The 25038-nt window shown below is 68.2% G+C and carries 20 protein-coding genes; 8 read left to right on the forward strand and 12 right to left on the reverse strand.

Going from position 1 to position 25038, the window contains the following annotated elements; genetic code table 11:
* Positions 1 to 416: 416 nt before the first annotated feature.
* The 3 genes from VF329_00080 to VF329_00090 all read left to right on the forward strand — a co-directional run bounded on the left by VF329_00080 (position 417) and on the right by VF329_00090 (position 4059).
* Positions 417 to 833: a DUF308 domain-containing protein gene (locus VF329_00080; GenBank protein HEX7079397.1), complete on the forward strand. Its 417-nt coding sequence runs from the start codon at positions 417 to 419 to the stop codon at positions 831 to 833.
* Positions 834 to 925: 92 nt separating this feature from the next.
* Entirely contained in the window at positions 926 to 3295 is a 2370-nt protein-coding gene (locus tag VF329_00085) for an arylsulfatase (protein HEX7079398.1), read from the forward strand.
* 263 nt (positions 3296 to 3558) lie between these two features.
* The gene (locus VF329_00090; protein HEX7079399.1) at positions 3559 to 4059 is read left to right on the forward strand and encodes a DUF1993 domain-containing protein; all 501 of its coding nucleotides are present in this window, start codon (positions 3559 to 3561) and stop codon (positions 4057 to 4059) included.
* Between the two features lie 78 nt (positions 4060 to 4137).
* Here VF329_00090 and VF329_00095 read toward each other — a convergent pair whose 3' ends face one another.
* A complete protein-coding gene (locus VF329_00095) occupies positions 4138 to 4734 on the reverse strand; it encodes a hypothetical protein (GenBank protein HEX7079400.1) in 597 nt (198 codons plus the stop codon).
* A 198-nt stretch (positions 4735 to 4932) separates the two neighbouring features.
* The gene (locus VF329_00100; protein ID HEX7079401.1) at positions 4933 to 9090 is read right to left on the reverse strand and encodes a S46 family peptidase; all 4158 of its coding nucleotides are present in this window, start codon (positions 9088 to 9090) and stop codon (positions 4933 to 4935) included.
* A gap of 462 nt (positions 9091 to 9552) precedes the next feature.
* On the opposite strand from VF329_00100, the gene VF329_00105 reads away from it, so the two are divergent.
* Together VF329_00105 and VF329_00110 are read left to right on the forward strand one after the other, a co-directional pair.
* Positions 9553 to 10083: a YeeE/YedE thiosulfate transporter family protein gene (locus VF329_00105; GenBank protein HEX7079402.1), complete on the forward strand. Its 531-nt coding sequence runs from the start codon at positions 9553 to 9555 to the stop codon at positions 10081 to 10083.
* A gap of 16 nt (positions 10084 to 10099) precedes the next feature.
* The gene (locus VF329_00110) at positions 10100 to 10546 is read left to right on the forward strand and encodes a DUF6691 family protein (protein HEX7079403.1); all 447 of its coding nucleotides are present in this window, start codon (positions 10100 to 10102) and stop codon (positions 10544 to 10546) included.
* Between the two features lie 147 nt (positions 10547 to 10693).
* On the opposite strand, the gene VF329_00115 is transcribed toward VF329_00110, so the two are convergent.
* Positions 10694 to 11071 (reverse strand): hypothetical protein, encoded by a 378-nt coding sequence (locus VF329_00115; GenBank protein ID HEX7079404.1) that lies wholly within the window; start codon positions 11069 to 11071, stop codon positions 10694 to 10696.
* Between the two features lie 164 nt (positions 11072 to 11235).
* On the opposite strand from VF329_00115, the gene VF329_00120 reads away from it, so the two are divergent.
* From VF329_00120 to VF329_00130, 3 genes are read left to right on the forward strand one after another with little or no spacing between them, the layout of a single operon-like run.
* Positions 11236 to 12534 carry a hypothetical protein gene (locus VF329_00120; GenBank protein HEX7079405.1) on the forward strand — a complete coding sequence of 433 codons (1299 nt, stop codon included), beginning with the start codon at positions 11236 to 11238 and terminating at the stop codon, positions 12532 to 12534.
* Between the two features lie 27 nt (positions 12535 to 12561).
* A complete protein-coding gene (locus tag VF329_00125; GenBank protein HEX7079406.1) occupies positions 12562 to 14553 on the forward strand; it encodes a serine protease in 1992 nt (663 codons plus the stop codon).
* Between the two features lie 30 nt (positions 14554 to 14583).
* On the forward strand, positions 14584 to 15273 hold the full coding sequence (locus VF329_00130) for a hypothetical protein (GenBank protein ID HEX7079407.1): 690 nt from the start codon (positions 14584 to 14586) through the stop codon (positions 15271 to 15273).
* 7 nt (positions 15274 to 15280) lie between these two features.
* Here VF329_00130 and VF329_00135 read toward each other — a convergent pair whose 3' ends face one another.
* The 9 genes from VF329_00135 to VF329_00175 all read right to left on the reverse strand — a co-directional run bounded on the left by VF329_00135 (position 15281) and on the right by VF329_00175 (position 25004).
* Entirely contained in the window at positions 15281 to 15829 is a 549-nt protein-coding gene (locus VF329_00135) for a hypothetical protein (GenBank protein HEX7079408.1), read from the reverse strand.
* Between the two features lie 15 nt (positions 15830 to 15844).
* Complete coding sequence (locus VF329_00140; protein HEX7079409.1) at positions 15845 to 16903, reverse strand: hypothetical protein; 1059 nt, start codon at positions 16901 to 16903, stop codon at positions 15845 to 15847.
* 29 nt (positions 16904 to 16932) lie between these two features.
* Entirely contained in the window at positions 16933 to 17484 is a 552-nt protein-coding gene (locus tag VF329_00145) for a hypothetical protein (protein HEX7079410.1), read from the reverse strand.
* A gap of 29 nt (positions 17485 to 17513) precedes the next feature.
* Positions 17514 to 20066, reverse strand: coding sequence for a baseplate J/gp47 family protein (locus VF329_00150; protein HEX7079411.1), 2553 nt, complete (start codon positions 20064 to 20066; stop codon positions 17514 to 17516).
* Entirely contained in the window at positions 20047 to 20517 is a 471-nt protein-coding gene (locus VF329_00155) for a GPW/gp25 family protein (GenBank protein HEX7079412.1), read from the reverse strand. The genes VF329_00150 and VF329_00155 overlap by 20 nt, the downstream gene beginning before the upstream one ends.
* Positions 20514 to 20855, reverse strand: coding sequence for a hypothetical protein (locus tag VF329_00160; GenBank protein HEX7079413.1), 342 nt, complete (start codon positions 20853 to 20855; stop codon positions 20514 to 20516). Before VF329_00160 ends, VF329_00155 begins: the two co-directional genes overlap by 4 nt.
* A gap of 3 nt (positions 20856 to 20858) precedes the next feature.
* On the reverse strand, positions 20859 to 22382 hold the full coding sequence (locus VF329_00165; protein HEX7079414.1) for a phage baseplate assembly protein V: 1524 nt from the start codon (positions 22380 to 22382) through the stop codon (positions 20859 to 20861).
* Positions 22379 to 23242, reverse strand: a complete 864-nt coding sequence (locus VF329_00170; GenBank protein HEX7079415.1) for a hypothetical protein — start codon at positions 23240 to 23242, stop codon at positions 22379 to 22381. The genes VF329_00165 and VF329_00170 overlap by 4 nt, the downstream gene beginning before the upstream one ends.
* Positions 23243 to 24527: 1285 nt before the next feature.
* Entirely contained in the window at positions 24528 to 25004 is a 477-nt protein-coding gene (locus VF329_00175; GenBank protein HEX7079416.1) for a phage tail protein, read from the reverse strand.
* Between the last annotated feature and the right edge of the window lie 34 nt (positions 25005 to 25038).

Below are 25038 nucleotides of genomic sequence, written 5' to 3' on the forward strand. Positions count from 1 at the left end.
CGAGCGCCCGGCCGATGAAGACGACCGCACCCCCTTCGCTTCGCGCGCCCTCGCCTCAGTCGCCGTCGCGGTGAGCAGGCACCCGGCGCTCCAAGCTCGCGACGCTTGCGGGCGGCTTCGCTGCGCCCATGCGCTGGAGCGGCATCGGGCATTGGCCTTGAGTCCAACAGCGTACGGCCGGCCGTATGGCTACCATCGACCGCATCCTGACAGTTTGACGCTTGTACCGGGAGGTCAGCGGTCGAACCGGGAATAGACCACCGCGCACCCTCACTGTGTCGGTGCTCAAGAGCTCGACCGGGCCGTCCCGTCGCAGTGTCGTGTGCAAAGCCCGCGAAAGGAGAAATTCATGTTTGCGCACCTCTTGTCACGCTTCTGGTGGCTGACGTTGCTGCGAGGAGTTCTATGGATACCGTTTGGCTTCATCGTTTTCTCTCAGCCCGCCCTCTCGCTCCTTTGGCTCACGCTGCTCCTTTTCGAACCCTGCGATCACGGGGCTCGCGCTGCTGTTCTACATCGCCGTGTGGGCATTGGTTACCGGCTTTCTCGACGTGATCGCCGCGATTCGTCTGCGCCGAGAAATCACCGGTGAATTCTGGCTCGTCCTTGCGGGACTGCTATCGATCGGCTTTGGAGCGCTCCTCATGGCACGACCGGGGGCCGGCGCACTGGCCATCCTTTGGCTCATTGCAACCTACGCAATTCTCTTCGGCGTGATTTTGGTCGCTCTTGCGGTAAAGGCGCGAGGCTTCGCGAGGAGGATCGAGACGGCCGTCGGCGGGTCTGCGCAGTCGGCGCACGACGACGCGATGGTTCGGCCGACCATGCGGTAATCGATTTAGGCGTGCAGTGGAGCGGCCGCGCAGGGCGAATTCACGCACCACGCATAAGGACCAGAAGGTCATCGGCGAAAGGAGAATTTTCGATGAGCGACAACGAGAAGCACCGTTCGCATCTTCCGATGCCCACTGCGAAGCGAACCGGTCCGCTGTTTTACGATGCCAAAGACCCCGACGCGAAATGCTCGAAGATCGAGAAACTGCTCCCGCCCCGAAACGCCCCGAACGTCCTCATCATCCTTCTCGATGACGTCGGGTTCGGTGCTGCGAGCGCCTTCGGCGGCCCATGCAGAACGCCGACGGCGGAGAAGCTCGCCGGGGGCGGACTGAAGTACAACCGCTTTCACACCACCGCGCTATGCTCGCCGACCCGGCAGGCGCTCCTCACCGGACGCAACCACCACTCCTGCGGCATGGGCGGCATCACGGAGATCGCCTCCGGCCACCCGGGCTACAGCTCCGTGCTGCCCAACACGATGGCGCCACTGGCCAAGACGCTCAAGCTCAATGGGTATTCCACGGCGCAATTCGGCAAATGCCACGAGGTCCCGGTATGGCAGACGAGCCCCGTCGGGCCGTTCTATCAGTGGCCGACAGGCGGCGGCGGCTTCGAGTACTTCTATGGCTTCATCGGGGGCGAGGCGAATCAGTGGTATCCCACGCTCTTCGAGGGCACCACGCCGGTGGAGCAGAAGCGAACGCCGGAGGAGGGATACCACCTCATGGAGGACATGACGGACAAGGCGATCGCGTGGGTCGGCCAGCAGAGGGCCCTCGCACCCGATAGGCCGTTCTTCATGTATTTCGCTCCCGGAGCCACTCACGCGCCGCATCACGTTCCGAAAGAGTGGGCCGACAAGTATCGGGGCGAGTTCGATCAAGGCTGGGACAGGCTGCGCGAGGAGACCTTGGCGCGGCAGAAGAAGCTGGGAGTCGTTCCGCCGGATTGTCGGCTCACGCGTCGGCATGACGAGATTCCGGCGTGGGAGGAGATGCCCGAGGCGCTCAAGGCGATTCTGTGCCGGCAGATGGAGGTTTATGCGGGCTTTCTCGAGCACACCGATCATCACGTCGGGCGGCTGATCGACGCGCTCGAGAAGCTGCACGTGCTCGATGATACGCTCGTCTACTACATCATCGGCGACAACGGCGCCTCTGCAGAGGGCACCATCAACGGCACGTTCAATGAGATGCTCAACTTCAACGGACTGGCCGACATCGAATCGCCGCAGTACCTCATGGCCCGTCTGGACAAGCTAGGCGGCCCCGAGTCATACAACCATTATGCGGTCGGCTGGGCGCATGCGATGTGCGCGCCTTATCAGTGGACCAAACAGGTCGCGTCGCATTGGGGCGGCACCCGCAACGGCACCGTCGTGCACTGGCCGAATGGGATCAAGGCGCGCGGCGAGATCCGGTCGCAGTTCTGTCATGTCATCGACGTCGCATCCACGGTCCTCGAAGCCGCAGGCCTTCCCGAGCCCATCTCCGTGGACGGCGTGCAGCAGGCACCGATCGAAGGCATCAGCATGCTGTACTCGTTCGACGACGCGAACGCGCCCGAGCGGCACGAGACGCAGTATTTCGAGATGTTCGGTAACCGCGGCATCTACCACAAAGGATGGACGGCGGTGACCAAGCACGGTACGCCGTGGGTTCTGGTCGGACGGAAGACCGTGCCGTTCGACGAAGACATATGGGAACTCTACGACACGCGCGAAGACTGGAGTCAGACAAACGATCTTGCTCGCGAGATGCCGGAGAAACTCCACGAGCTCCAGCGACTTTGGCTCATCGAGGCGGCGCGCTACAACGTGCTGCCGCTCGATGACGACCCGGCGCATCGCTTCAATCCCGAAACGGCTGGCCGGCCGACGCTCATCACGAGGAACAGCCAGGTCCTCTTTGCCGGCATGGGACGTTTGTCGGAGAACTGCGTCGTGAACGTCAAGAATAAGTCGCATTCCGTGACAGCTGAAATCGTCGTGCCGGAGCAAGGCGCCGAAGGCGTGATCATCGCCCAGGGCGCGAACATCGGCGGCTGGAGCCTGTATGCGAAGGACGGCAAGCTCAAGTACTGCTACAACCTCGGCGGAGTGAAGCGCCTCTACATCGAAGGCGCAAGCATTTCAAAGGGCCAGCATCAGGTGCGAATGGAGTTCAAGTACGCCGGCGGCGGACTGGGAAAGGGCGGTAGGGTGACGCTTTACACCGACGGCGAAAAGGTCGGCGAGGGCGAAGTGTCGGCTACGCTCGCGATGGTCTTTTCCGCCGACGACGGCTGTGACGTCGGCGAAGACAGCGGCGCGCCCGTCTCCGAGGACTACGGACCGCGCGGCAACATGTTCAACGGGCTCATCAAAGGCGTGCTGCTCGACATCTCGGAGAGGCCTGAGAATATCGCCCACCTCGTCAAGCCGGAGGAGGCGATTCGCATCGCAATGGCGCGTCAATGACGAGCTGAAAGCTTCGTCCCGCCCGCCTGATTCGACGCGAGTCGATGTTGCGGGAGCTGCGGCAACGCATCCGCGAAGCCAAGGGCCCGACGAGTTGCTCTACCTGCTTACGGACGAAGAAGACGGCGCGCTGCTGCGTCTCGAGCCGGCGCCTTGATCGACGCACGATCGACGACGCCTGTATGTGCGGGCCGCGCGCGACTATGATGGCGCCCGCCGCCCACCGGGCGGCGCGGGCTTCAACGACTTGAGAGGAGTCTTCGATGGCCATCGATGTCTACGATCAACTGGTCACGTTCAACGCGATGCTCGGCAATCTCGACCGGATCCTGAGCAAGGCCGAGGCCGACGCGGAGGCGCGCAAGATCGATCCGCAAGTGTTCCTGCACGGGCGCCTCGCGCCCGACATGCTGCCCTTCACACGGCAGATCCAGATCATGTCCGACCAGGCGAAGGCCGGCTCGAGCCGTCTGGCCGGCCGCGAGCCGCCCAAGTGGGCCGACGACGAGCAGACCTTCGCCGACCTGCACGCGCGGATCGCGAAGACGATCGATCACGTGAAGACGTTCGGGCCCGATCAGTTCGCCGGCTGGGAGACGCGCGACGTGGAGCTCAAGTTTCCGAACGGCACGCTCAGCTTCAAGGGCAAGGACTACTTCCTGGGCTTCGTGATCCCGAACTTCTATTTCCACTACACGACGGCATATCTGATCTTGCGCCACAACGGCGTGCAGATCGGCAAGCGCGATTACCTGGGCAGCTGAAAGCCCCGGCGCGCTTCGCCGTCGGGCCCCGGGGCGGCGACCCCGGGGCTCGGCCTCGATGGTGGATGCGCGCGGCCGTCAGTCCGCAGGCGTGATCGTGATCGCCTCCGCGCGGCTGTAGGTGACCATGACCCGATCGCCCGGCTTGAGCGCGGCCACGAAAGCGCGCATCTCGGGCTGCTGCACGGCCACCTCGGTGGGGAAGCCTTCGGGTCCGCTGATCCGCACGATGTTGCGGGTCGAATCGATGGCCTCGATCGTGACGACGCCGGTATACGTCCGGCTCCGAGTGGCACCTGGCCGGTTGCCGTCCGAGCCGAGCTCGCGGGTGGACACCGGATCCTCGCCGCCGGCCGGGGCATCGGTGACCTCGGCGGCCACGGCTTCGTAATAGCTCGACGTGATGCGGTCGCCGACCTCGATGCGCTCGAAATCGCTCACCTCGTCGGGCACGAGGAGCGTCAGCGGCCGGCCCTCGTCAGTCGTGACGCTGATCAGCCGCGTCTGCGGATAGACTGCGGTGACCGTGCCGGTGACGTCCCGGCGCTGCGCCGTCGACACGGGCTCCGGCGGCGGGGCTGCGCAGGCCGCGAACGCGGCTGCGATGGCGCCGAGCGCCGCGTGCGCACGCTTGCTCGAAGCTCGCGTGTGTTGCTTCGTCGGTAACGAATCCATGGCGTCCCTACCTCCGGCGCGGAACCGCCCGCTCGATGTCCTTGCAGCGTAAATGTCCGTCCCTCGCGAGGGCATTGGTCGAAGGGCGTAGCAAACCGGTGCGGCCGCGCCGAGGTCGGTCGGCGCAACGGCACGGCGCCCGGGAGAGGTCCTAAAGACGCGCACCGCGGCGCGCGAAGGCGCCGCTCGCAAGCGCGCTCACCACATCCGCACGCGCTCGTCGGGCGCGAGATAGAGCGCATCGCCCGGCTCGACACCGAACGCGTCGTACCAGCCGTCGAGGTTGCGGACCGTCGCCGCGCGGAAGCGCCCGGGGGCATGCACGTCGGTGCTCACGCGCTCGCGGAGCGCGGCCTCGCGCATCTGGGTGCGCCACGTCTGCGCGTAGGCGATGAAGAAGCGCTGCTCTCCCGTGAGCCCGTCGATGATCGGTGCGGGCTTGCCTCCGAGCGACTTCTGGTACGCGAGGAACGCGGCCGCGAGGCCGGCCCCGTCGGCGATGTTCTCGCCGAGCGTCTGGCGCCCGCTCAGATGGATCCCGGGCAGCGGCTCGTAGGCATCGTACTGTGCCACGAGCGCCTCGCCCTGTTCCTTGAAACGCGCGGTATCCTCCGGGGTCCACCAGCTCAGGAGCCGCCCCTGCGCGTCGAACTCGGCGCCGAGGTTGTCGAAGCTGTGGCTGATCTCGTGCCCGATGACGGCGCCGATCGCGCCGTAGTTCGCGGCCGGGTCCGCGTTCGCATCGAAGAACGGCGGCTCGAGGATCGCGGCCGGGAAGTTCAGCGCGTTCTGGAGCGGCAGGTTCACGGCGTTGACGGTCTGCGGCGTCATCCACCACTCGCCGCGGTCGACGGGCCGGCCGAGCTTCGCCTCGACGCGCGCGAGCTCGTGCTGCTCCGCGCGCAAATGGTTCCCGAGCGCGTCGTCGGGCCGGATCTCGAGCGAGGAGTAATCGCGCCAGGTGTCGGGATAGCCGACGCCGACGCGCAGCGCCGCGAGCTTTTCCTTCGCCTTCCGCTTCGTCGCGGGCGTCATCCACTCGAGGGCATCGATGCGGGCGTCGAAAGCCGAGCGCAGGTTCGCGACGAGCTTCTCGACCTCGGCCTTTGCCGACGCCGGGAAATACTTCTCGACGTAGAGCCGGCCGACGGCGTAGCCGAGATCCGCGTTCGTGTAGCTCACGGCACGCTTCCACCGCTCCTGCTGCTCGGGAACGCCCCGGAGCGTGCGGCCGTGAAAGTCGAACGCGAGGTCGGCGTAAGTCTTCGGCAACAGCGGCGCATAACGATCGAGCGTGTGGAAGCGCAGCAGCGTCTTCCATGCCGCGAGCGGCGCCTCGCCCACGAGCTTCGCGAGGCGTGCGATCGCCTCTGGCTGCCACACGCCGATGCGCTCTTGATCGGAAAGGCCGGCCGCCTCGAGGTAGCGCGCCCAGTCGAGGCCCGGCGCATTCGCCGCGAAGTCCGATGGCGTCCATAGCGTGTTCGCCTTGTGCACGTCCTCGCTCTCGACGAGCGTCGCCTGGGCTGCGGCGATTTGCGTCTCGAGGTCGAGCACGGCCTCCGCGTCCGCGTCGGCGTTCACCGAGCCGGCGGCGCGGAGCAGGGCGGCGACGTAGGTGCGGTACTCGTCGCGGATGTTCCGCATCGCCGCGTCGTCGGAGAGGTAGTAGTCGCGGCCCGGCATCGCGAGGCCGCCTTGGAGCAGATAGGCGATGTTGTGCGACGGGTCTTCGAGCCCTTGAGCGACGAAGAGGCCGAACAGGCGGTCCGTCTGGAAGTCCGTGTTGTTGATGGGATCGACGTCGGCCAGGAGCCGGCTGCCGAGCACGCGCGCAAGATCCGCGCGCGACGAGATCCCCTCGATCGCCGAGAGCTCCGCCTCGAGCGGCTCGAGCCCGCGGCGCTCGATCGACGCCTCGTCCATGAAGGCCGCGAAATAATCGGCCACTTTGCGCGCGTCGTTGCCCGCGGGCGGGTTCGACTCCCCGGCCTCGCGGATCACGTCCGCCGTCCGGCGCTCGGCCTTCTCGTAGACCTGCAGAAACGTCCCCGTGCTCGCACGGTCGGCCGGAATCTGCGTCGACGCCTGCCAGCGTCCGTTCGCGAACGCGTAGAAATCATCGCCCGGATTCACCGAGCGATCCATGCCGGCGAGATCGATGCCGATGGCCGCAGTGGCGGGCGCGCTGCGCGTTTCGGGCGCGCCCGCACCGGCGCTCCCGCCGCTCGGCGATCCGGCCGTCGCGCCGCTCGGCGACTCGCCCGCTCCGCCGCTCTCGCGGCTGCGCGTGAGCTCGTCGAGCAGCGCGTCTTGCCCGTAAACCTTGCGCAAGGCCTCCGTGACGGCCGCGGTCGAGACCGATACGGAGCGGTTGACCGCCGGATCGAACAGGAACGTTCCTCCGAGGCTCTCGATGTTGCCGTCGAAGATCGCGCCGACGACATTCGCGTTCGCGTCGATGAGCGGTGAGCCCGAGTTGCCGCCGACGACGTCGTTGTCGCTGACCATGTCGAGCACGACGCGGTGATCGACGACGCCCTCGGCCTCGACCCACCTCGGCGCGAGATCGTACGGGAACTTGCCGGTCGCCCGCTTCCAGAGGCCGTCGAAATACGTGAACGGCGGCACGGTCGTGCCGTTGTCGGTCCAGCCCGCGATCTTGCCGTAGGAGATGCGCAACGAGAACGTCGCGTCCGGGTACGTGCTCGTGCCGTAGATCGCGAACCGCGCCTTCGCGATGCGCTCCGCCGCGCGGTCCGTCGGCCCCTCGACGAGCGCCTCGTACTCCTTGCGCACGGCGCGCGACGCCTCGTCGGTCTCGAGCACGAAGCGGATCATCGGGTCGTCGGAGGATTCGACGGCGGCGCGACCGCCGTCCCAAAGCTCTTTTCTATATGCGGCGTCCGCGAGCTTCGAGCGAGCGAGCGCGGCGGCGAGGTCCTCGGGCGAGTCCTTGCCGAGGAAGGTTTGCGTGGCCGGCGCATCGGCCGTCAGATACTCGCGCAGCTTCGAAAGCCAGAACTCGAGGTGGAGCTCCTCGAGCTCGGGATAAACAGGCCGCTCGTCGAGCAGCCGCTTCTCGAGCAACGGCAGCCGGCTGTCGGTGTACTCCGGGAGGCGCTCTCCGTTCGGCTTCGGCCGTTCCTCTGCGGCGCGCACGAGGGCGCGCGCGTACCCGAAGAGCTCGGAGCCCGAGCCCGCGTTCGACTCGAGGAAGGTGTAGGGGTAGTAGAGGCGCTTGCGGTCGGCCTGGGCTGCGGCGATGTCGGCCCATGGGTCGCCGATCTCGCCCGCGAGCTTCGGGTCGGCGGCGACCTTGGCCGCGAGCTCCTCGTCGGCGCGGCGCTTCGTTGCAATGAAATCCGGCTCGAGCAGGGCCTTTTGCATTCCCCGGTACGCTTTGAGCGTGTTCTCCGTGCCGAAGAGCGCATCCTCGGCGATGCGCGCGTGCTCGGCGCTCTCCTCGCGGAAGCGGATGAGACGGCCGCGCAGCTCCGAGAGCAGGATCAACGAGTGCGGCAAGCTGAGATCGCGCAACGTCTCGAGCTGCTCGGCCGTGAGCAAGCGCCGCGTCGTGCCGGGGTTCCCGACGACGAAGACGGGCTCGCCGTCGGCCGGCGCCGTCGTGCTCCAATTCAAATGATCCGGCGACGCGATCGGCCGCCCGTCCTCGTAGAGGCGCACGAACGAGAAGTCGAGGTCGTAGCGCGGAAAGTTGAAATTATCCGGATCGCCGCCGAAGAACGCGGTCTGAAGCTCGGGGGCGAATACGAGACGCACGTCGGAGAATTTGCGATACGTATACAGCTTGTACTGCCCGCCGTGGTAGAGCGTGATGACCTGACAGCGATACTTCGCTTCGCGGCCGTCGCAGGCCTCGCGCTCGACGGCGGCGATCTCGGCATCGCGGGCTTTGACGTAGTCGCTCCCGGTCTTTCCGGCTGCGGCGTCGCTGACGCGCTGCGTCACGTCCGTAATCGACGCGAGAATCTCGGCCTGCATGCCGGGGCAGCTTCGCTCGCCTTCTCGGCCGTTCGCGACGAAGCCGTTCTTGACGTAGTCGCCGCTGCCCGTCGAGAGGGCCTGCGCGCACTCGCGCACGCAATGATGATTCGTGAACACTAGCCCTTCATCGCTCACGAGCGAGGCCGAGCAGCCCGACGAGAGCCGGACCGCGGCGTTGCGCACGCGATCGAGCCAGGCTCGATCGATCGTTACGCCGTACTTGTCCTTCACCGCGGCGGCAGGGAAATTGTCGAACGTCCACATGCCTTCGTCGCCGAGGACGGCGGGCGAACGCAGCGACGCGGCGGCGATCAGCATGGCGAACGCGAGCGGCAGCAGTTTCTTCACGGCATTTTCCTCCTCCGCTACGAGAGTATCACGAGCCCGGCTCGCGGCGTCTCGTCCGCGCCCGGCGCGGTCGGCGTTCGCGGACCCGGTGCCGGTCTTTACTATGTCGACAAGACCAGCGCGCCGGTTCTCGACCTCGAGATCGGCTCGTCGATCAGCGGAATGGGATGTGACGTCTTCGAGACTCCCTCGCCCTTCTTCGCTCCGCTTTCGCCGGCGCTGCCGAACGACCCATCGACCACGGGCGTATCCGAGCTGTCCTATCAACCCCCGATAACGATACGGCGTTCGCAATAATGGCCGAAGTGCTCCGCGTCGAATGATCGACGGCGGAGCCGAGACACTCGGGCGCCCGAGCACCGAAGCAGGAGCCGAACGCTCGCGCCGCGCGACCGGTGGACGCCGGTCGCGTCGCTCGGCGTAGACTGAGCGCCTGATCACCCCGGAACTCGGAGGGCGCAAGTGGACGTTCTTTCGCCATCGCCTTACACCTTGATCCTCAACGACCTTCAGCCGATGCACTGGGCCATTGCCGGCGCGGCGATCGGCCTGATCACGCTGTGCCTGCTTTTCGTCGCGAATCGCCGGCTCGGCATCTCGACCGGATTCGAGGACCTGTGCAGCTTCGTGCTGCGCCGGCCGTACTTCCGGCGTCGCGCGGTCGTCTCGGGCCGGACGTGGCGGCTGCCGTTCCTCGCCGGCCTCGTGCTCGGCGGCGTCCTGTCGGCCGTGCTCGGCGGCGGGTGGGCGCTCAGATGGGACGCCGGCATGCTCGACACGGTCTTCGCGCTCGGAGCGGGCGCGAAGCTGATGTGGATGTTCGCCGGCGGGCTGCTGATCGGTTTCGGCACTCGGCTCGCGGGGGGCTGCACGAGCGGCCACGGCATCTTCGGGCTGTCGAACGCCGAGGGCTCGGGCCTTGCGACGACACTGGCCTTCATGGCCGGGGGCGTGCTGACGACGCAGCTGCTGTATCGCGTCGTCGCAGGCTGAAAGGGAGCAATGCACGATGACGATGCTCTATCTCATCCTCGGCACGCTGTTCGGGTTCGTCCTGAGCCGCTCGGGCGCCGGCGACTACGACATGATTCAGGGCATGTTCCTGTTCGAGCGTTTTCAGCTCTACGGGGTCATCGGCGTCGCGATCCTCGTGACCGCGCCGGGCCTGTGGCTGTTGAAGCGACGCGGCCGCTCGCTGCTCGGTCGCCCGCTCGAGCTCGAGAGCAAACCGCGGCATCGCGGCAACATCGCCGGCGGACTTTTGTTCGGCATCGGCTGGTCGATCACCGGGATGTGCCCCGGTCCGATCCTCGTGAACATCGGCGAAGGCAAGCTGTATGCGATCGCCGCGCTGCTCGGCGCTCTGCTCGGCGCCGGCGCTTTCGGTACGCTGTACTCGCGGCTCGAGCGCGCGTTCGCGCTGCCGCCGCTCGTGAAAGGCACCGGCGACGGTTGAGCTCGGCAGTGCCGATCTCCGCCGATGGAATCCGCGCCGCACGGCCGCGCGATCCCGCCGAGCACCGCTTCCGCCGGCCGGCGGGATCGCCGGGCACTCATCCTCGAGCGCGCTGCGCCGGAGCTCGGCCGGCGCCGATTGCCCACGCTATGCTTTCTTCGGCGCTCTCTTGGACACGATCGGCGCGATGATGCCCGTGTAGATGATGACGAGCGCGCCGCCTATGGTGGCGGAGTACGGCACGACGTCGAACGCGCCCGGAGTGGTCATGGCCCAGATCACGAATGCGATCGTGGTAATGATGAGCTGCCAGCCCTGCTTCACGTCCTGGCCGTATCGGAGCCACACGGGACACAGGACGAGCAGAACGCCGAAGATGACCCAGTACACCCAATTCGGCGTTTGTGCGTTCGCGGCGAGCATGCCGTTGAGCGCAAGATAGACGCCGATGATCTCGGACGGAATGTTCTTGAGAAGGCGCTTACTGTATTCCTGTTCGTCCTGCTGCGTAATCGCTCTCGCCATGGTTTGATTCCCTCCCTACCATTTGACGTTCGTTCAAGCAGAGCAGTTGCCCCGACGCGACGATATCACAAGCGGATGGACGAGTGCTTGCCGATATTAGAGCTTGAACTTATCTCGAAATCGGCGAATTCTATAGGGCCCGGTGCGGTTACTTTTTATCAGCTATGCACCTACACTCCCGCCGCAGGTTTGCCGCAGGCCTCGTCACGGCCGGCTTCACGGCACCGTGGCTCGCGAAGCGGTGCCTCGCCCAAGACGAGCTGCCGATTGCGGATGCGCCGCCGGAGCAAACCGACGCCGCCCTCGAGCGCATCTTCGTCGATAACTCGGAGCCGCCCGAGGGCGAATACGTCGTCAAGGGCCTCTACGACTGGCCGCTTTGGTGGGAAGAAACGCCGCTGGAGATGGCCGTTTGGCCCGCTGACGCCGAGACGATCGATTATGCCCACCTCCCGTCGCCAAACAGCGACGCCTCGTTCGCCTTGAACGATGCCGCCCTGCGCAGAATCGTGGCCAGTCACGGCTACTCACGCCTGGCCGCCGCCCCGCCCCTTGTGCTCTTCGGCGTGCGAGGGGCGCGGCGCGCCGCGGAGCCGACTTCCCCGCCCGATTTCGAGAACGAGGTCGAGATCGTCGAGGTCCCGCCGGATCACTTCGACTACAAGTGCCTGCTCGGCGTATGGAATACCGAATCCAGGAAGGTTTGGGTGACGGCCGCGTCCACGGCGCCGCACGTCGCCTACCTCTACGCCCAGCGCGAGGCCAGCACGTTCAGCAACGAGGCGAACATGATGCCGACCGGGCTCTACCGTTACCGGGTCGGCACGCACCGAAACGGGACGCCGAGCCTGCAGCCCGGCGCCTTCCGCACCGCTGAACGTGCATTCGCCGTGCTTCGCTGTGTCCAATACGGCCCGCTCACGATGAGCCGCGGACAGTACTGGGATACGGCGCCGACGAACCACGGCAACAATATTCACGCGGGCACGTACGGCACGCGTGCCGATCGTCCGCGCTTTTGGTCCGCCGGCTGCCAGGTGCTTCCAGGCTACTACTCCGACGAGAACGGGGTGCCCTCCGAGGAGAACGCGTTCCCGCAAGGCGACTGGGCGCGCTTCAGGATCGCGGCCGGCCTCGCCCGCGCCCCGCGCATCACGCGGCATGAAGAGCTGGCGCCGGGGCGCTTCAACGTCGAGACGAGCGAGGACGGCCGCAGGTACGAATACCTGCTCACGACCGGCCGCGATGTCCGCCTCGCCGGCGAAGGCCGCGATGCGCGGACACTGCGCTTCGGGTCGTCGGGACCGAAGGTGAAGGCGCTGCAGGCCGCGCTCGGCCTCCCGCCCGGCCAGCGGGACGGCATCTTCGGGCCGGGCGTGCAGAAGCTCGTCCTCGCGAAAGGGGATACTCACACGCCCATCGTCGACGCGCGGCTCGCGTCCGTGCTCGGCTTCGATCTATAGCCCATCGCCTCAACGGAGGATCCGGCGATGAAGAAGGCAGCCATCGTCCTTGTCGGTGCTCTCTCCGCCCTGGGGCTCGCGGCGGTCGCGCTCGACGCGCTGGGGCAGCCGATCGCGCGGGATCCGCGCATCCCGGGCTCGATCCATGCAATGGCCGAGCGCTTCGAGGGCTTCGCGGGGCTCGAGCTCGTCAAGGAGCCGAGCGAGCTCGGAGGACCGAATTTCGTCGCGCGCGTGGTCTTCCGGCCGCTGCGCGCGGGCTACAAGGCGTGTCCCGACCACTATCCTGCGCGCTTCGTCGAGGACGCCGCCTCGTGCCCGAGCCTGCGCGACGGCGACCCGCCCGCGCCCGGCTGGACGGCTTGCTACGGCGCCTTCTACGCGCCCGCCGAGATCGGCTGCCCGCCGCAGCCGCCGCAGCCACTCGCCCCTGCGACGACGCCGCCTCCGCGATGCCCATTCGGCCCCGAGGCTTGCAGCCAGGAAGCGCCCGGCGGGCCGGTGCTGTTCAGGGCGCTGCGCGCGGCGACGCCCGCGACGGCGGCGGCGTCTGCCGCGGTCGCGACGACGCCGGCAACGGCCGGGGCGCCCACCGCAGTCGCAACATCGCCGGCAACGGCCGGCGCGCCCGCCCCGGTCACAACGTCGCCGGCAACGCCGCGTGCGGCGGCCGGGGCGGCGCCGCCGCCCGTCGCTGCGGAGCGTCCCGAGCGCCTCGCGGCACGCCGGTTGCGCGAGCGCGCGCGTGCGGCGCCTGCGCGAGAGGCGCTCGAGGCGGCCGCCGTCCCGCCCGCGGAGCGAGCGGACACGCCCGCTGCGCGCGCGGAGCTCTTGCGTCCGGCCCTTCCGGCGCAGATCGTCGACCTCGCGAGATTGCAGCTTCGCAGACCGCCGGCGGCCGACGTGAGGCCGGCGTGCCGCGGCCGCGACTGTCAGTGGGGCGGCGACGGCAACCGCATTGCCCTGCCGACTCCGCCCGTCGTGCCGTACAAGCACGTGCCCTGCGAGTACCAATACGTCTCGTTCTTCGTGCCCGAAAACCGGTATTGCCCGAGAGAAGATCTCGGCGAGCGGCCTGCTCCCGGCGCCGCGCTTTACATCTCCTGGCAGGCCGCTGACGGTGCGTCGCCGGAGCTCTATTACCATCGCGGCGATTTCGACGGCATCGTCCGAACGATCAGGCAGATCCTCGGGAGCTCGGACGATCGCTACGCCATGAGCGAAGCGACGCCGCTCGAGAAGGCGGCCGCACGGTCGACGGCCGTGCTCATCGACAAGGACTACGTCATGGACGAGGGCGACGGCACCGTCTCGCTCCGAGACGACCCGTCGTGGCCGCCGCTCTGCAGCACGGAGCGCTTCGCCGGGCTTCCGCGGCCGGGCCGCTGCTCCGGGGTCAAGATCGGCGATCGGCTCGTCGCGACCTCGGCGCACTGCGTCAGGAACGCCCGGCAGTGCGCCGACACCTCGGTCGTTTTCGGCTACTACGGCGACGGCGATGCGCCGAACGTCGTGAGGAGCGACGACGTGTATCAGTGCGCGTCGATCGTCGCTTCGCGCCGGCCGGCCACGATCGGCGAGCGCGGCGCGGACTGGACCGTTTTCGAGGTCGACCGCGACATCGACGCACCGAGCGCGACGCTCGCCGACTCGACGAACGTGCATCCGAGCGTCGTCACGACGGTCATCGGCTATCCGCTTGGCCTCGCGGCCATAGTGACGCGGCTCGGCGTCGTGCAAACCGCCACCACGGAATACTTCATTTCGAACAGCGACACGTTCATCGGCAATTCGGGCTCCGCGGTGTTCGCGGCGCAATCGATCGAGGACTCCGCACCGCGCGTGCTGGGCCTCCTGACCGGCGGCCGCTACGATTTCGTCGACAGCCGGGAAGGCGGCGCCGAGTGCGTGCAGGCGAAGTGGTGCAGGGACGCGGATTGTCTCGGCGACGATGTCGTCTATACCGACGACTTGATTCGCGCGCTCTCGAGCTATACGCCCGCGGCGCTTCCACGCTGATACGCGAGAGCGGCCCGCGGAATTCCGAACGTGCGAATACCCTTTTTCGTCCTCGCCGTGCTCAGCATCGTGCTCGTCGTCGCGGTCGAGCTCGCGACGCTCGCGCTGCTGCGGAACGCCGCGGGCATGCCCGAAAGTCTACCCGGGCTCGGCGGACCCTATCTCGCGCTCCTCGACGGCATTCTCCTCTATTTCGTCGTCGTCACGAGCCTCGGGTATTTCCGCTTCAAGGCGCAGGTCGCCAAAGCCGCCGCGGTCGCGGGTCTGATCCTCTCGCTCGTCGGCGTCGTCGTGTCTTTCCTGCTGATCGTCGCCGCGTTTCTCGCGATCATGCTCATGCTCGGATTGCTGTTCGCGGCGCCCTTCGGCACGCTGGCCTACCTCGACCTCTTTGCGAATTTTCCGAAGCAGAGGGCGATCGAGGCGCTCTCCTTCATCATGCTGCTCAAGGTGTTCTTTCTGTTCATGCTCGCGCTGACCGACCTCGGATACTTGAAAAACAAGCTACTCGTGATCCTGATCGGCCTTTCGATGCTCGCGACGTGGCTCACCAGCATGCTCATCGCGTGGCCGCCCGGATTTCTGTCGAGCATCACGGACGCGGTCGGCGCGCTCGTCACGGCCGTCATCGCCTTCGTTTGGCTCATCGTGACGCTGGTCGCATCGATCTTGGGTATCGCCAGGTTGTTCGACTTACAGCTTTCCAGAAGGGAGGTTTAGCTTCAGGTCAGCGCTGCCGAACCGTGCCGCCCGCGGCACCTAGGCCTTGGAGCTCGAGGGTGCCGGTCTCGCCGTAGACGACGATCTCGCCGAGGTGGCCGTCGGCCGGGCACACGGCCGGCAGCGAGGGGCACGCCGCCCGGGCCAGCGCATCGACGGGCTTATCGGGCTGGCACAGGCAGATCCTTTGCGGGCATTCGAAGCCGGGCTTGTCGATGCTGCAAGCGTATGCGATCGACGCCCCGGTGCCGGCAACGAGCTCGAATTTCGCTACGCGCCGTCCTTCGGTGCCTTCGCCGCCGTGCGTGAAAGCCACGGGAGAGGCGGCGTCGGACGCAAAGAATTGCTCGTCCCAAGGTAATTTCAGCCTCGGCCTGAATCGGTCGAGGAAGGCCTCGGCCTTCGCGGCGAGCGGAAATTCGTTCTCCGCATGCCACTCGCCGTCCTCGATCTGATCTCTTTCGGGGTGATCGACGTCGCCGGTGCCGAAGCTCAATCCGAGCGCCCCGATCTGCAGGAGCAGCACGACGGCGCAGACGACGACGAGCACCTTCATCGGAGCTCGGCGCGGCTACTGCTGGGGTCTGCGGAGCTGGAGCATTGGAGTCACCTTGTTTTTGCCGACCTCGAACTGCTGCTGCAGGATCACCACGTCCCCCAGCCGAAGGCCCTGTTTCCATTTCATCGTGAAGGTAATCCCCGTCCCGGCGTCCTGCTGACCCGTGGGGCTGACGGACGCCACGGCCGGGTAGTGAAGGTTGGACGGCGGATTGCCCGCCGGCCCGATGGCGCCGACGTACCTCAAGCCGGCCTTCTCGATCTCGCTGACGGCGGGGCCGAACGCCAAGTCGACGACGTCCGGAACGGTCACCTTTTTCGGCTTCCACTCCCATCCGAGCTGCACCTTGTCGGGCCTCTCGATCGGCGTGGTGCCGTCCGATTCGGGCGTCTGCTCGGTGACGATCTGATCGTAAAACTGCTGCCGATCGAATTCGGGTCCGCCGACGGAAAGCGCGATCTCCTCGACGCTGTAGCCCTGGCTCGTGAGCGTGCTCCTGGCCTCGGCGAGCAAGCTGCCCTCGAAATTGGGGAGGGTCACGCGCTCGTCGGGCCACAACGCCCAGAGCGCGCCACCGACGACGAGCAGCAGGGCGATCGGCGCCGCGATCATCCACCACTTGATCTTGGGGTCGGGTTTCGGCTCGAGCGCCGGCGCGCGGAACGCGATCGGCGATCCGGTTTCGAAATCATTGTCGGGGTCGCGAAGATTCACGGCGACCGCGGCGAACCGATACCCCGCAGGGCTGACGGCCTCGCTCGTACCGGAGCCACCGTCGCCGGAGCCCGGGCTGCCGCCCTCGCCCGGCGCGGGGACGCCGGGCACGCTGAGGTCGACGGAAAAGCTTTCCGTCGCGCCGGGAGCGATGTCGCGCTCGTCGCCGCCGCGAACCGTGAACCAGGCCTGCTGGGCGCCTTCGCTGGGCTTGATGCGCAGACCCGTGCGAATCGTGGCGCCCGTCTTGTTCGTGACGCCGTAGGTCACCGTGCCTTTGGCCGTTTCGCCGGGCTTGACCGACGAAGGGCGCAGGGTTACCGAAGCTTCCGGGGTCGTGATCGTAAAGCTCGACATGTCGTTGCCCTCTTCAAGTTGTCGGCGCGTCAAGTCGTCGGCGCGTCGGCGGGATCTGCCGCGGTCTCCGCATCCGCGGCGGCAAAGCTGAGCTCGCACACCGCAAAGGCCGGCTTCTCCGCCGCCACGATACGGCTGATCAAACCGCTGAACGCACGAGCTTCCTTCGGAGCATGCACCTTGAAATGGAAGATGCTGCCCGAATCGGTCTCGATCGTGAAGCCGTTGCAGCCCGTGGCCGTTTCGAGCAGCCGGACCAGCGTCCGCTCCGTGCCGCGCTCGCGCGCGTTCTTCGCCGCGGTCGCAATCAACTCGCGGAGCCGCCCGACGCCGGCCGCGAAGCGCGGCGCGTGGGACGGGCCGTCGAGGAGATAGTCGAGGTCCATCCAATGGGCGAGCAGGTAGACGAAAGCGGGCGCCGCGAGCCGCGGGTCGAGCTGATCGGCGAAGCCGTCGATCGCGGATTCGCAGGGCGCGTGCAGCCTCTCCTGTGCGGCGAGAAAGCCGTCGAGCGGGCCGGACGCGCCGACCGTCGCCTGGAAGATCTCGGGCAGGAGACGCGCGATCTTTTCCGCTTTCATCGCTGGCTACACTTTCATCCAGGCGCTCGCTACAGCGTGTCCTCGGAGACGATCTCGATCTCGTGCGCTGCGGACGCGAACAGCCACCCTTCCGATAACGCGACGTAATCGTCGAACGTCGTCCGCGCGGCGTTCTGAAATGTCACGGCCCCGTCGCGGCTGCGGAAAACGCCGACCGGGCCGCCGACCATGACGATCGGCGGGCTACCGGCTTCGGCGCGCACGGCGATGCCGTGGACTTCGTGCCAGAGGCGCTGCTCGTCGCGGATCGGAAGCCCGTTGTCGATCTGCCCCGCGATCCAGCCCTGCTCGAGGTGCGGCAACGCCGTGCGCAAGACGCCGGAGCGGTTCGAGCCCGCGAAGACCTGCTCGCCGGCGAAAGCGATCGCTTCGCAGCTTCCGCCTTTCCAGCCTTGCGAAACCTCGACCCAGCCCGCGGGATCGTCCTCGAAGCCGCGCAGCTCGAGCCGCGCGCAGCCCTGTCCCACGGCGCCGGCCTCCGCCGCGAACCCCGCCCAGAGGAACGCGCGCCCGCCATGCCATTGCGTTTCGAGCACGCGGACGTCGGAGCTCTGGAGTCCCGACAGGCGAAACTTGTGCGACTGCGCGCCCGACGTCGAGATCCATACGCCCTTACGCTGACCCGCGGCCACGGCGATGGCCGCGGCGCCGTTGATCGGCGGCGCCGTCGCGACGGCCCAGAAGCCGTACTGGTCGTCGTCCTCGATGACGACGATCCGCCTCGGCGCGTCCTTGCCGAGCGCGGCGTAGACGAACAAGCCCTTCGGCGTCGCGAGATAGAGCTCCGTCTCGGTGTCCGCGGCGGCGGACCAGGCCGCGTCGTTGACGCCGAACGTCAGGGCCGCCGCGTCGCGGCGCCACGTCTCCCCGCAGTCCTTCGACAGATGGATCGCGCTCTCGCCGGTCGGCTTCACGCTGATCGCCGCGAGCCATCCCGGTCGCGACGGGTGCGGCTCGCACAGCACGGGCTTCTCGCCGTCGCCGAAGCGCAGCGTCTCGCACCAGCTGTCGCCGTCGTCCATCGATCGGTAGATCGCGTCGCCGCTCACGGCATGCCAGGTTCTCGGCTGGAAGAAATCGGCCCGGATCCGGGCACATGCGTGTCGCGGCGTGTCCTCGACGAGGAAGCGCAGCTTCTCCACGTAGCGAATGCCGGGCTCGCGCGCCACGATCTCGTGGATGTCGGACGCGCGCAGCGGCTGCCCGAACTCTCGTTGCGCGAACGGTGAGATCAGCGCGTAAATGCGCTCCTCGAGCCGCCTCTCGACCGCCTCGGGACTCTCCTCGCGGAAGCAGACGGCCTTGAGCTGCACCGCGATCGCGCGCGTTCGACTCCAGCCGACGAGCGCCTTCACGCCGAGCGGCGTGCGAGCCGCGACGACGCGCTGGACGCGCTCGAGCAGCTCGGGCGAGCGGTGCGCCTCGAGCGTCGCGGCGAGCGAGCGCTGCGCCGGCGGCATGTTCTCGTCGACGTGCGGGACGAGCTGGATCTCCACGGTGCCCGGCTCTCCGTGACGCCAGACCTGCGAGCGAGCGAAGGCGCGGGCGCGCGCGGCGACGCGCGTCGCGAGAGCCGCGCGCTCGAAATCCCGGGCCGTGACCGCGGTGTCCATCGCGCGCAGCGCGTGCGGCCCGCGGGCCAGCGCCGACTGCAGCGACTCGGCGTCGCGTCCGCCGAGGGCGCGGTCCGGGTTGTCGACCGTGACGCCGAAGTCGCCGCCGTCGAAGCCGGTCAACTGGTGTGCGGCAACGTTGCCGGCCGCGCCGCCGCCGCAGCGGTACCAGGCGCGGATCTCCATCCCGCGCGGCGGCACACGCGCGAGCGCCGCGCGGCCCGTGTGATCCCCGGGCTCGCCGCCGTTCTGGACGGCCGGCGCGAACAGCACGCGTCCTTCGTAGCGGTCGCAAACGTACGTCTCGGAGCTCGGATCGGGTTGCGAGAACGCCTCGACGGCTTGCCACACTCGAAACGCCTTGCCGCCGAACTCTCGGGAGCGCGCCTTCTCGCCGAGGTCGCCGCGCTCCTCGACGCCGATGACGAGGTCGAGGCCGTCGCCCGTGTCGGCGATGACGGGCGCATGCGCGAGCGTGAACACTTGGCCCGGCGCGCCGTTGCTGACCCCGAGCAGCTCGCCCTCGACGAGCCGGCAGTGCAGTGCGCGCGCCTCGGCCGACTCCTCATGCTCCGCGATTCTCACGCCCTTGGCGAGCACGAACGTGAGGTCGGCCCCGCCGGCCTTGATGCGCGTGCCGCCGGGAATCTCGATCGGGCCCTTGACGTCTTTCTTGCGCGTGAAGCGGACCGTGGCGACGGCCGCCGACGGGGGCGCGATCGTGGTGCCGATGAGATTCAGGAACGCAACATACGCCTTCTCGGGCATGCGGTTGACGCGATAGATCAAGAGATCCGTCAGGAACGCCGAGGCCTCGAGCAGCGCGATCATCGGGTCGGCCGGCGAGCGGTCGGTCCATTGCGGACAGGCGCGGTGCGCCGCATCGACGGCGGCCGCGACCAGCTCCTCGAAAGAGCGGTCGTCGAGGTTAGGCGTCGGAAACGGCATCGAGGTCCCGCCCTTGTAGATCGAGATCGAGCTGCATCGACGCGATCTCGCTCGTCGCGCGCACGCGGTACTCGAGGCGCACGGCGAGGCGGCCGCTCTCGGCGTCGATGTCGGCACCGGGCTCCGTGACGAGCGAGAGGATGTCGATGCGCGGCTCCCATCGCGTCAGCGCGCTGCGTATGTAGTGAATCGCGAGCCCCGCGGTCGCGGCGTCGTTCGGCTCGAACGCGAGCCGATGCAACGGACAGCCGTAGTCCGGGCGCATGAGGCGCTCGCCGGGGCGCGTGGACAGCAGGATCATGATCGCCTGCCGGATCGCGGCCGAGCCCTCGAGCAGCGCGAGCCCGCCCGAGGCGGACAGCTGGAACCCCGCCGAGGCGGACGCCTCGCCGCCGCCCGCATCGAACGGCAGGTCGAAGCGCACTGTCCGGAGCTTCGCGGCGGCGTTCATTCGCCGCTCACCCAATTCTGCCCGCTGCGGTGCACGGAGTAATGCACCCGTCCGGGCGGCGTCCCGTCCGTCAACCCCTCGACGGACGAGAGGCAGATCGGCCGCCCGGAGATGCGCACGAAGGCCGAGTACCCTTTGTCGACCTTCAGCGTCTTCAGGCAAGGCTTGATGCCCGCGGGCGGATTGTAGTTCTTGCAGTTATGTATCGTGCGGCCGACGGGATCGCCGTGGACCAGCACCGGCACGTCCTCGATGCGAACGAACGACTGCCGCGCTTTGGGGTCGGCACGGCCTTCGTGCTCGCAAAGAAAGTAGGCGTCTTTCGTCAGGACCAGCATCCGCTAACCTCTCCGGAAGTCGATTCTGTCGGCAACGATCGTGATGCGCCGGCCCGGCGCCGCGATGCGGAGATCCGCCTCGCTCTGCAGCACGACCCCGTCGGGATCGAGGTCGAAGACGCCGCCGCGCGATTTGAGCTCGATGGCGCCTTGCTGGTCGTCGAGGCGCAGCAGCTGTCCGCCGCTCGTGCGCAGCGAGCACGGCCGCGGCCGGTTCTGGCCCACGTCGTCGTCGTGCAGCGGATGGGCGCCGAACAGGCCACCGATCACGACGCCCTGCGCCGGATTGTCGTTCGCAAATGCAACGAGCACGTCGTCGCCTTCCTCGGGCTGCAGCACGAATCCTTTGCTCGCCCCGGCGCCCAAGCTGCAGACGTTGAGCCAATCCGACTCGGCGTCCTTGAACGCCTTGAGCCGGACCTTGACCCTGCCGGCGCGTGCCGGATCGTTCGTATCGCTCACGACCCCGACGCTGATGGCGGGTCCGATCCGCCGCTCGGGGTCCGCCGGCGGCTCCGAGGAAAGCGCGCAGACATAGCCGCTCTCCGCGGCGTAGCGATGCTCGACGCGCGTCAACGCGAATTCGCCCTCGAGGCCGTCACGCTGCCCTTTGAGCGCGATCCGAGCGCCGGGCTTGAGGCGCGCGTCGCCCTCGGCGAGCCCTTCGAAGCGGTAGGCGCGCTTCACGGCCCGCTCGAGATCGGCCTGCGCGACCCGCGACACGACGTCTTCGCTTTGCGGTCCGGCGCCGCCGACGATGTCTCTGCCGATCTCCTTCAGGCTCGCCGGCGCGGTCTCCCAGTCGCGCTCGACGTCGAGCGTCAGATCCAGGGCCGAGGCGCTGTACGTCTCGACGTTGAGCGGGTTCCAGGCGCACGCCGTCGCTTCCGTGCGGAGCGAGAGGGCGTCCGATTCGATCGACGCTTCGAAGAGGTTCTCGTCGAGGCCGAGCTCGATAGGGGGGCCGCTCCAGCCTTCGAGGGACATGAGCCGAAGCGTGCCGCCCTCGAGAGAGAAGTACCGGCCATAGGCCGCGCAGAGCGTCGCCATCCAGTCGAGGTCGCTGGTGTTCCATTGAATCATGAGCGGCAGCTTCGGCCCGTCCTCGTCCACGGCGATCGCAACCTCGAGGCCGAGGCCGGAAACGAGCGTCGTGACGACGCCCGCGAGCGTGTCGGGACGGCGGACGGTCATCGTCTGGCGCCGGCGAAGCTGCTCGAGCGCATCGCGTGCGCGGACCGTCAGCACGCGCAGGCCGTCCGCGCGCCTCTCGCGGCGAATCGAGGTCACGGCGCCCGCGAAAATGCGAACGCCGTTGCCGTCGGCGAGCTCGAGCTCCGCGCCGAGCCGCAGCGCGTCGGCACCGGAGGGGTCGGGATCGTGAAAGCGCAGCACGCAGACCGACGGCTGCGAGAGCTGCTGTGACACACGCCAGCCCGACAGCGCTTCGATGAACGAAGCCGGGGCGGCTTCGCCGGCGACGCGGAACGAGAACGCGGGCTCGAAGACGTCGCGCGGCCGGCTCATGGCGTGTTCCCCCGCAGCACGTCGGGCGGCGGCGTCAGCAAGACACGCCCCGGCTCGAGAGACCAGAAGTCGTCCACGCCGTTGAACTCGAGCAGCGGATGCAGGAGGCGCAGGTCGCCGTAGACGCTGTCGCAAATCAGATCCGGCCGTGAGCTCGACGTCGGGTCCGTCAACACGACGGATTCCGGCAACGACGCCGGCGCACGGGCGCTCGCCGACGTGGTCAGCGTTGTCGAGAGATCGGGCGCACGGGCCGCTCGCTCCGGCAAGCGCGTGCGGCGCAGGTGAATCCGCATCCAGCTGCGAAGCGGCGTGCCGTCCGAGGCGAACTGATCGAACCGCTCCGCGACGGCGAGCGCGACGCACGGGACGTTCCATGCGGCGCCCCAGATGAAGTAGACGATCGGCGGTCCCGTGGACGCGGCATCGCCTTCGCCGTTCTCCGTCAATCTCCAGAGCGGACCGCTGAGCTCTCTGACGTCCTTGACGGCGAGCGGTGCCGCGGGCGGCGCTCTCGTGACGTCGCTCTCGCTCGACGCCCCCTCCACCGGGAGCGACAGGGGCGCTCGCGCCTCGGCCGGCGGCGCTTGCAGATGGGTGCGAAAATCCGGCGCTTGCGAGAACGACGGCGAGCTGCGCGCGAGCAAGTCCACGTCGAAGAGCAGATTGAGCTTGAGGTCCGTGATCCCGCCGCCCACATGGATCATCGGATCGTCGGACCGGTGCGCGGCGGCGAGCGGCCGGTCGCGCCATTGACGCGTGCGGACTCCCGACTGGCGCTCGAACGTGAGCTCGTCGGGATTGACCATGGCGAAGACGCGCTCGCCCGTTTGCTCGATCAGAAAGGCAACGCGTTCCATCGATCCGGTCTCTCCGTGCGCAGCGGCTCGGCGAAGTACGATCGCGCGCCGTCGTCGGCAGGCCCGGCGTCGGGACCGGCGCCCCGGCTCGCGGGCAGCTCGGGCCATTTCGGCTCGTCGGGCCTGCTCGCCGTGATGACGGCGTTGGCGAGGGCTGCGATGGCCGTCGCCGCCGGCGTTCTCGGCGTTTCGAATCGCGGCGGCGTTTCGAATCGCGGCGGTCGGCTCGACTCGCCGGCCGGGTGCTCAGCGGCCCGCGGTCGAGCGGGCAGCGGTTGTCGCCGCGTACCGCCGTCCCGATTCGGCGCCGCCGTCGAGGCCGCGGTGGGTGCGAATCGGCTCGCCTCGGCGCCGCTCGCGGCGGCAGGTGCCGGGCGGTGCATCGGCGCTGCCCGCCGTCGCACGGGATCCGCCTCGTAGTGCGCCGGACGGGCCGGCGAAGCCGCTCGATCGGGAGGCGGAGCCAGCGTTGCGTCGGCTTCGGCGCGGTGTGCCCGCGCGATCCGGCCGAAGCCGGGCGCGCTCCCGGCGGGGTCCGTCGAGCCGGTGTGGCCGGAGGAGCCGGCAGGGAAGCGGAAGCGAGTCGATACGCGTGGAGTCTGTTCGGCCGTTTCGGCCGTCCCGACCTGACGAAAGTCAGGAAGGCCGTCCCGGCGCGGCCCGGTGCCGGCGGCGGCGACATGGCCGGCTCCCGCCTTCGGCCCTTGCTCCGCCGCGGCCCGGGGGCGGAAGCGCGGGCGCACCACGAATCGATCCGACAGCCGCGCGACGCGCGACGGACCATCCGCGGGGCCGCCAACGGGGCCGTCAAGGGTGCCGCGAACGGGGCCGCCCACCGGGCCGCCCGGCGAGCCGCGCAAGGCGTGGGCCGACGCACGGCCGGGCGGTCGGGCCGGCGATTCGTCTCCGCGCTCCGCGCGAGCCGGCTCGCGCGTGCGGAGCGCGCCGCGGGTCCGCTGCTCTGCCGTCGCGTCGTCGGCGCTGCCTGCCGCATCGTTCGGACTCGCGGCCTCGGAAGCCGCTGCCGTGGACGCGCGAGTGTCGCTCGTGGAGAGGCCCGACGTGCGCTCGGCAACGAAGCGGAGCCAGTGGTCGGGTGCGTCGGGATAGCGGCGGCGCAGCGCCGCGAGCGTTCGTTCGAGCGGATCGCGCCCCGGCGCGCCGTCGGTTCCGGCTCGCCCCGCGCTGCGTCGCTCGAGCGCCTCGGCGGCGGCACGCAGCCATCGCGCGACGAATGCGCCGACGTCGTTCACGTCATTCCGCCCGCATCAGGTCATCAGCCCCATCAGGAGCGTGACGACGCGTCTCTCGAAATGCCTTCGTAGATGAGCTTGATCTCCTCGATGGCCGCCTCCGTGCCGGCCGCATGCAGCGACGGGGCGGTGAGCTGCGTGATCCATGCGCCGGAAAGATTGATGTTGAATTCCGGCGTCACGCCGTCGGGTTGCAGCATGACGACGGAGACTTCGCGGCGCTTGACCACGCCGCGCTTCGCCTCCTCGAACCAGTCCCACAGGACGCTCGCGGACTGCGTGACCCCATACCGGAACGTCGCCTCGTTGTAGTCGACGCGGCCGGTCAGGTAGCGCACGGTCTCTCCGGCGCCGCCCGAGCAGAAGCGGATCGGAGTGACTCGCGCGCCGAGCCCGTAGCATTCGGTAAAGAGCACGCGATCGCCGGCGCCGAGGTCGACGATGAAGTTGTAATTCCGCAAGGGCTCGAGCCTCGCGACCGTCGCGGACTGCTTCTCAGCTTCTGGCACGGCTTGTCTCCTTTATAGGCCGCTCGCGTACGAA

The organism is Gammaproteobacteria bacterium, assembly GCA_036381015.1.
GTDB lineage: Bacteria > Pseudomonadota > Gammaproteobacteria > Steroidobacterales > Rariloculaceae > ZC4RG20.

What these genes read in the sequence shown, in the direction of transcription:
- VF329_00110 (HEX7079403.1), top strand. Translation starts at nt 10,100, where the DNA reads ATGACGATGCTCTATCTCATCCTCGGCACGCTGTTCGGGTTCGTCCTG.
- VF329_00160 (HEX7079413.1), bottom strand. Translation starts at nt 20,855, where the DNA reads ATGCTGGTCCTGACGAAAGACGCCTACTTTCTTTGCGAGCACGAAGGC.
- VF329_00120 (HEX7079405.1), top strand. Translation starts at nt 11,236, where the DNA reads ATGCACCTACACTCCCGCCGCAGGTTTGCCGCAGGCCTCGTCACGGCC.
- VF329_00150 (HEX7079411.1), bottom strand. Translation starts at nt 20,066, where the DNA reads ATGCCGTTTCCGACGCCTAACCTCGACGACCGCTCTTTCGAGGAGCTG.
- VF329_00170 (HEX7079415.1), bottom strand. Translation starts at nt 23,242, where the DNA reads ATGGAACGCGTTGCCTTTCTGATCGAGCAAACGGGCGAGCGCGTCTTC.
- VF329_00125 (HEX7079406.1), top strand. Translation starts at nt 12,562, where the DNA reads ATGAAGAAGGCAGCCATCGTCCTTGTCGGTGCTCTCTCCGCCCTGGGG.
- VF329_00165 (HEX7079414.1), bottom strand. Translation starts at nt 22,382, where the DNA reads ATGAGCCGGCCGCGCGACGTCTTCGAGCCCGCGTTCTCGTTCCGCGTC.
- VF329_00140 (HEX7079409.1), bottom strand. Translation starts at nt 16,903, where the DNA reads ATGTCGAGCTTTACGATCACGACCCCGGAAGCTTCGGTAACCCTGCGC.
- VF329_00115 (HEX7079404.1), bottom strand. Translation starts at nt 11,071, where the DNA reads ATGGCGAGAGCGATTACGCAGCAGGACGAACAGGAATACAGTAAGCGC.
- VF329_00085 (HEX7079398.1), top strand. Translation starts at nt 926, where the DNA reads ATGAGCGACAACGAGAAGCACCGTTCGCATCTTCCGATGCCCACTGCG.
- VF329_00155 (HEX7079412.1), bottom strand. Translation starts at nt 20,517, where the DNA reads ATGAACGCCGCCGCGAAGCTCCGGACAGTGCGCTTCGACCTGCCGTTC.
- VF329_00135 (HEX7079408.1), bottom strand. Translation starts at nt 15,829, where the DNA reads ATGAAGGTGCTCGTCGTCGTCTGCGCCGTCGTGCTGCTCCTGCAGATC.
- VF329_00095 (HEX7079400.1), bottom strand. Translation starts at nt 4,734, where the DNA reads ATGGATTCGTTACCGACGAAGCAACACACGCGAGCTTCGAGCAAGCGT.
- VF329_00145 (HEX7079410.1), bottom strand. Translation starts at nt 17,484, where the DNA reads ATGAAAGCGGAAAAGATCGCGCGTCTCCTGCCCGAGATCTTCCAGGCG.
- VF329_00090 (HEX7079399.1), top strand. Translation starts at nt 3,559, where the DNA reads ATGGCCATCGATGTCTACGATCAACTGGTCACGTTCAACGCGATGCTC.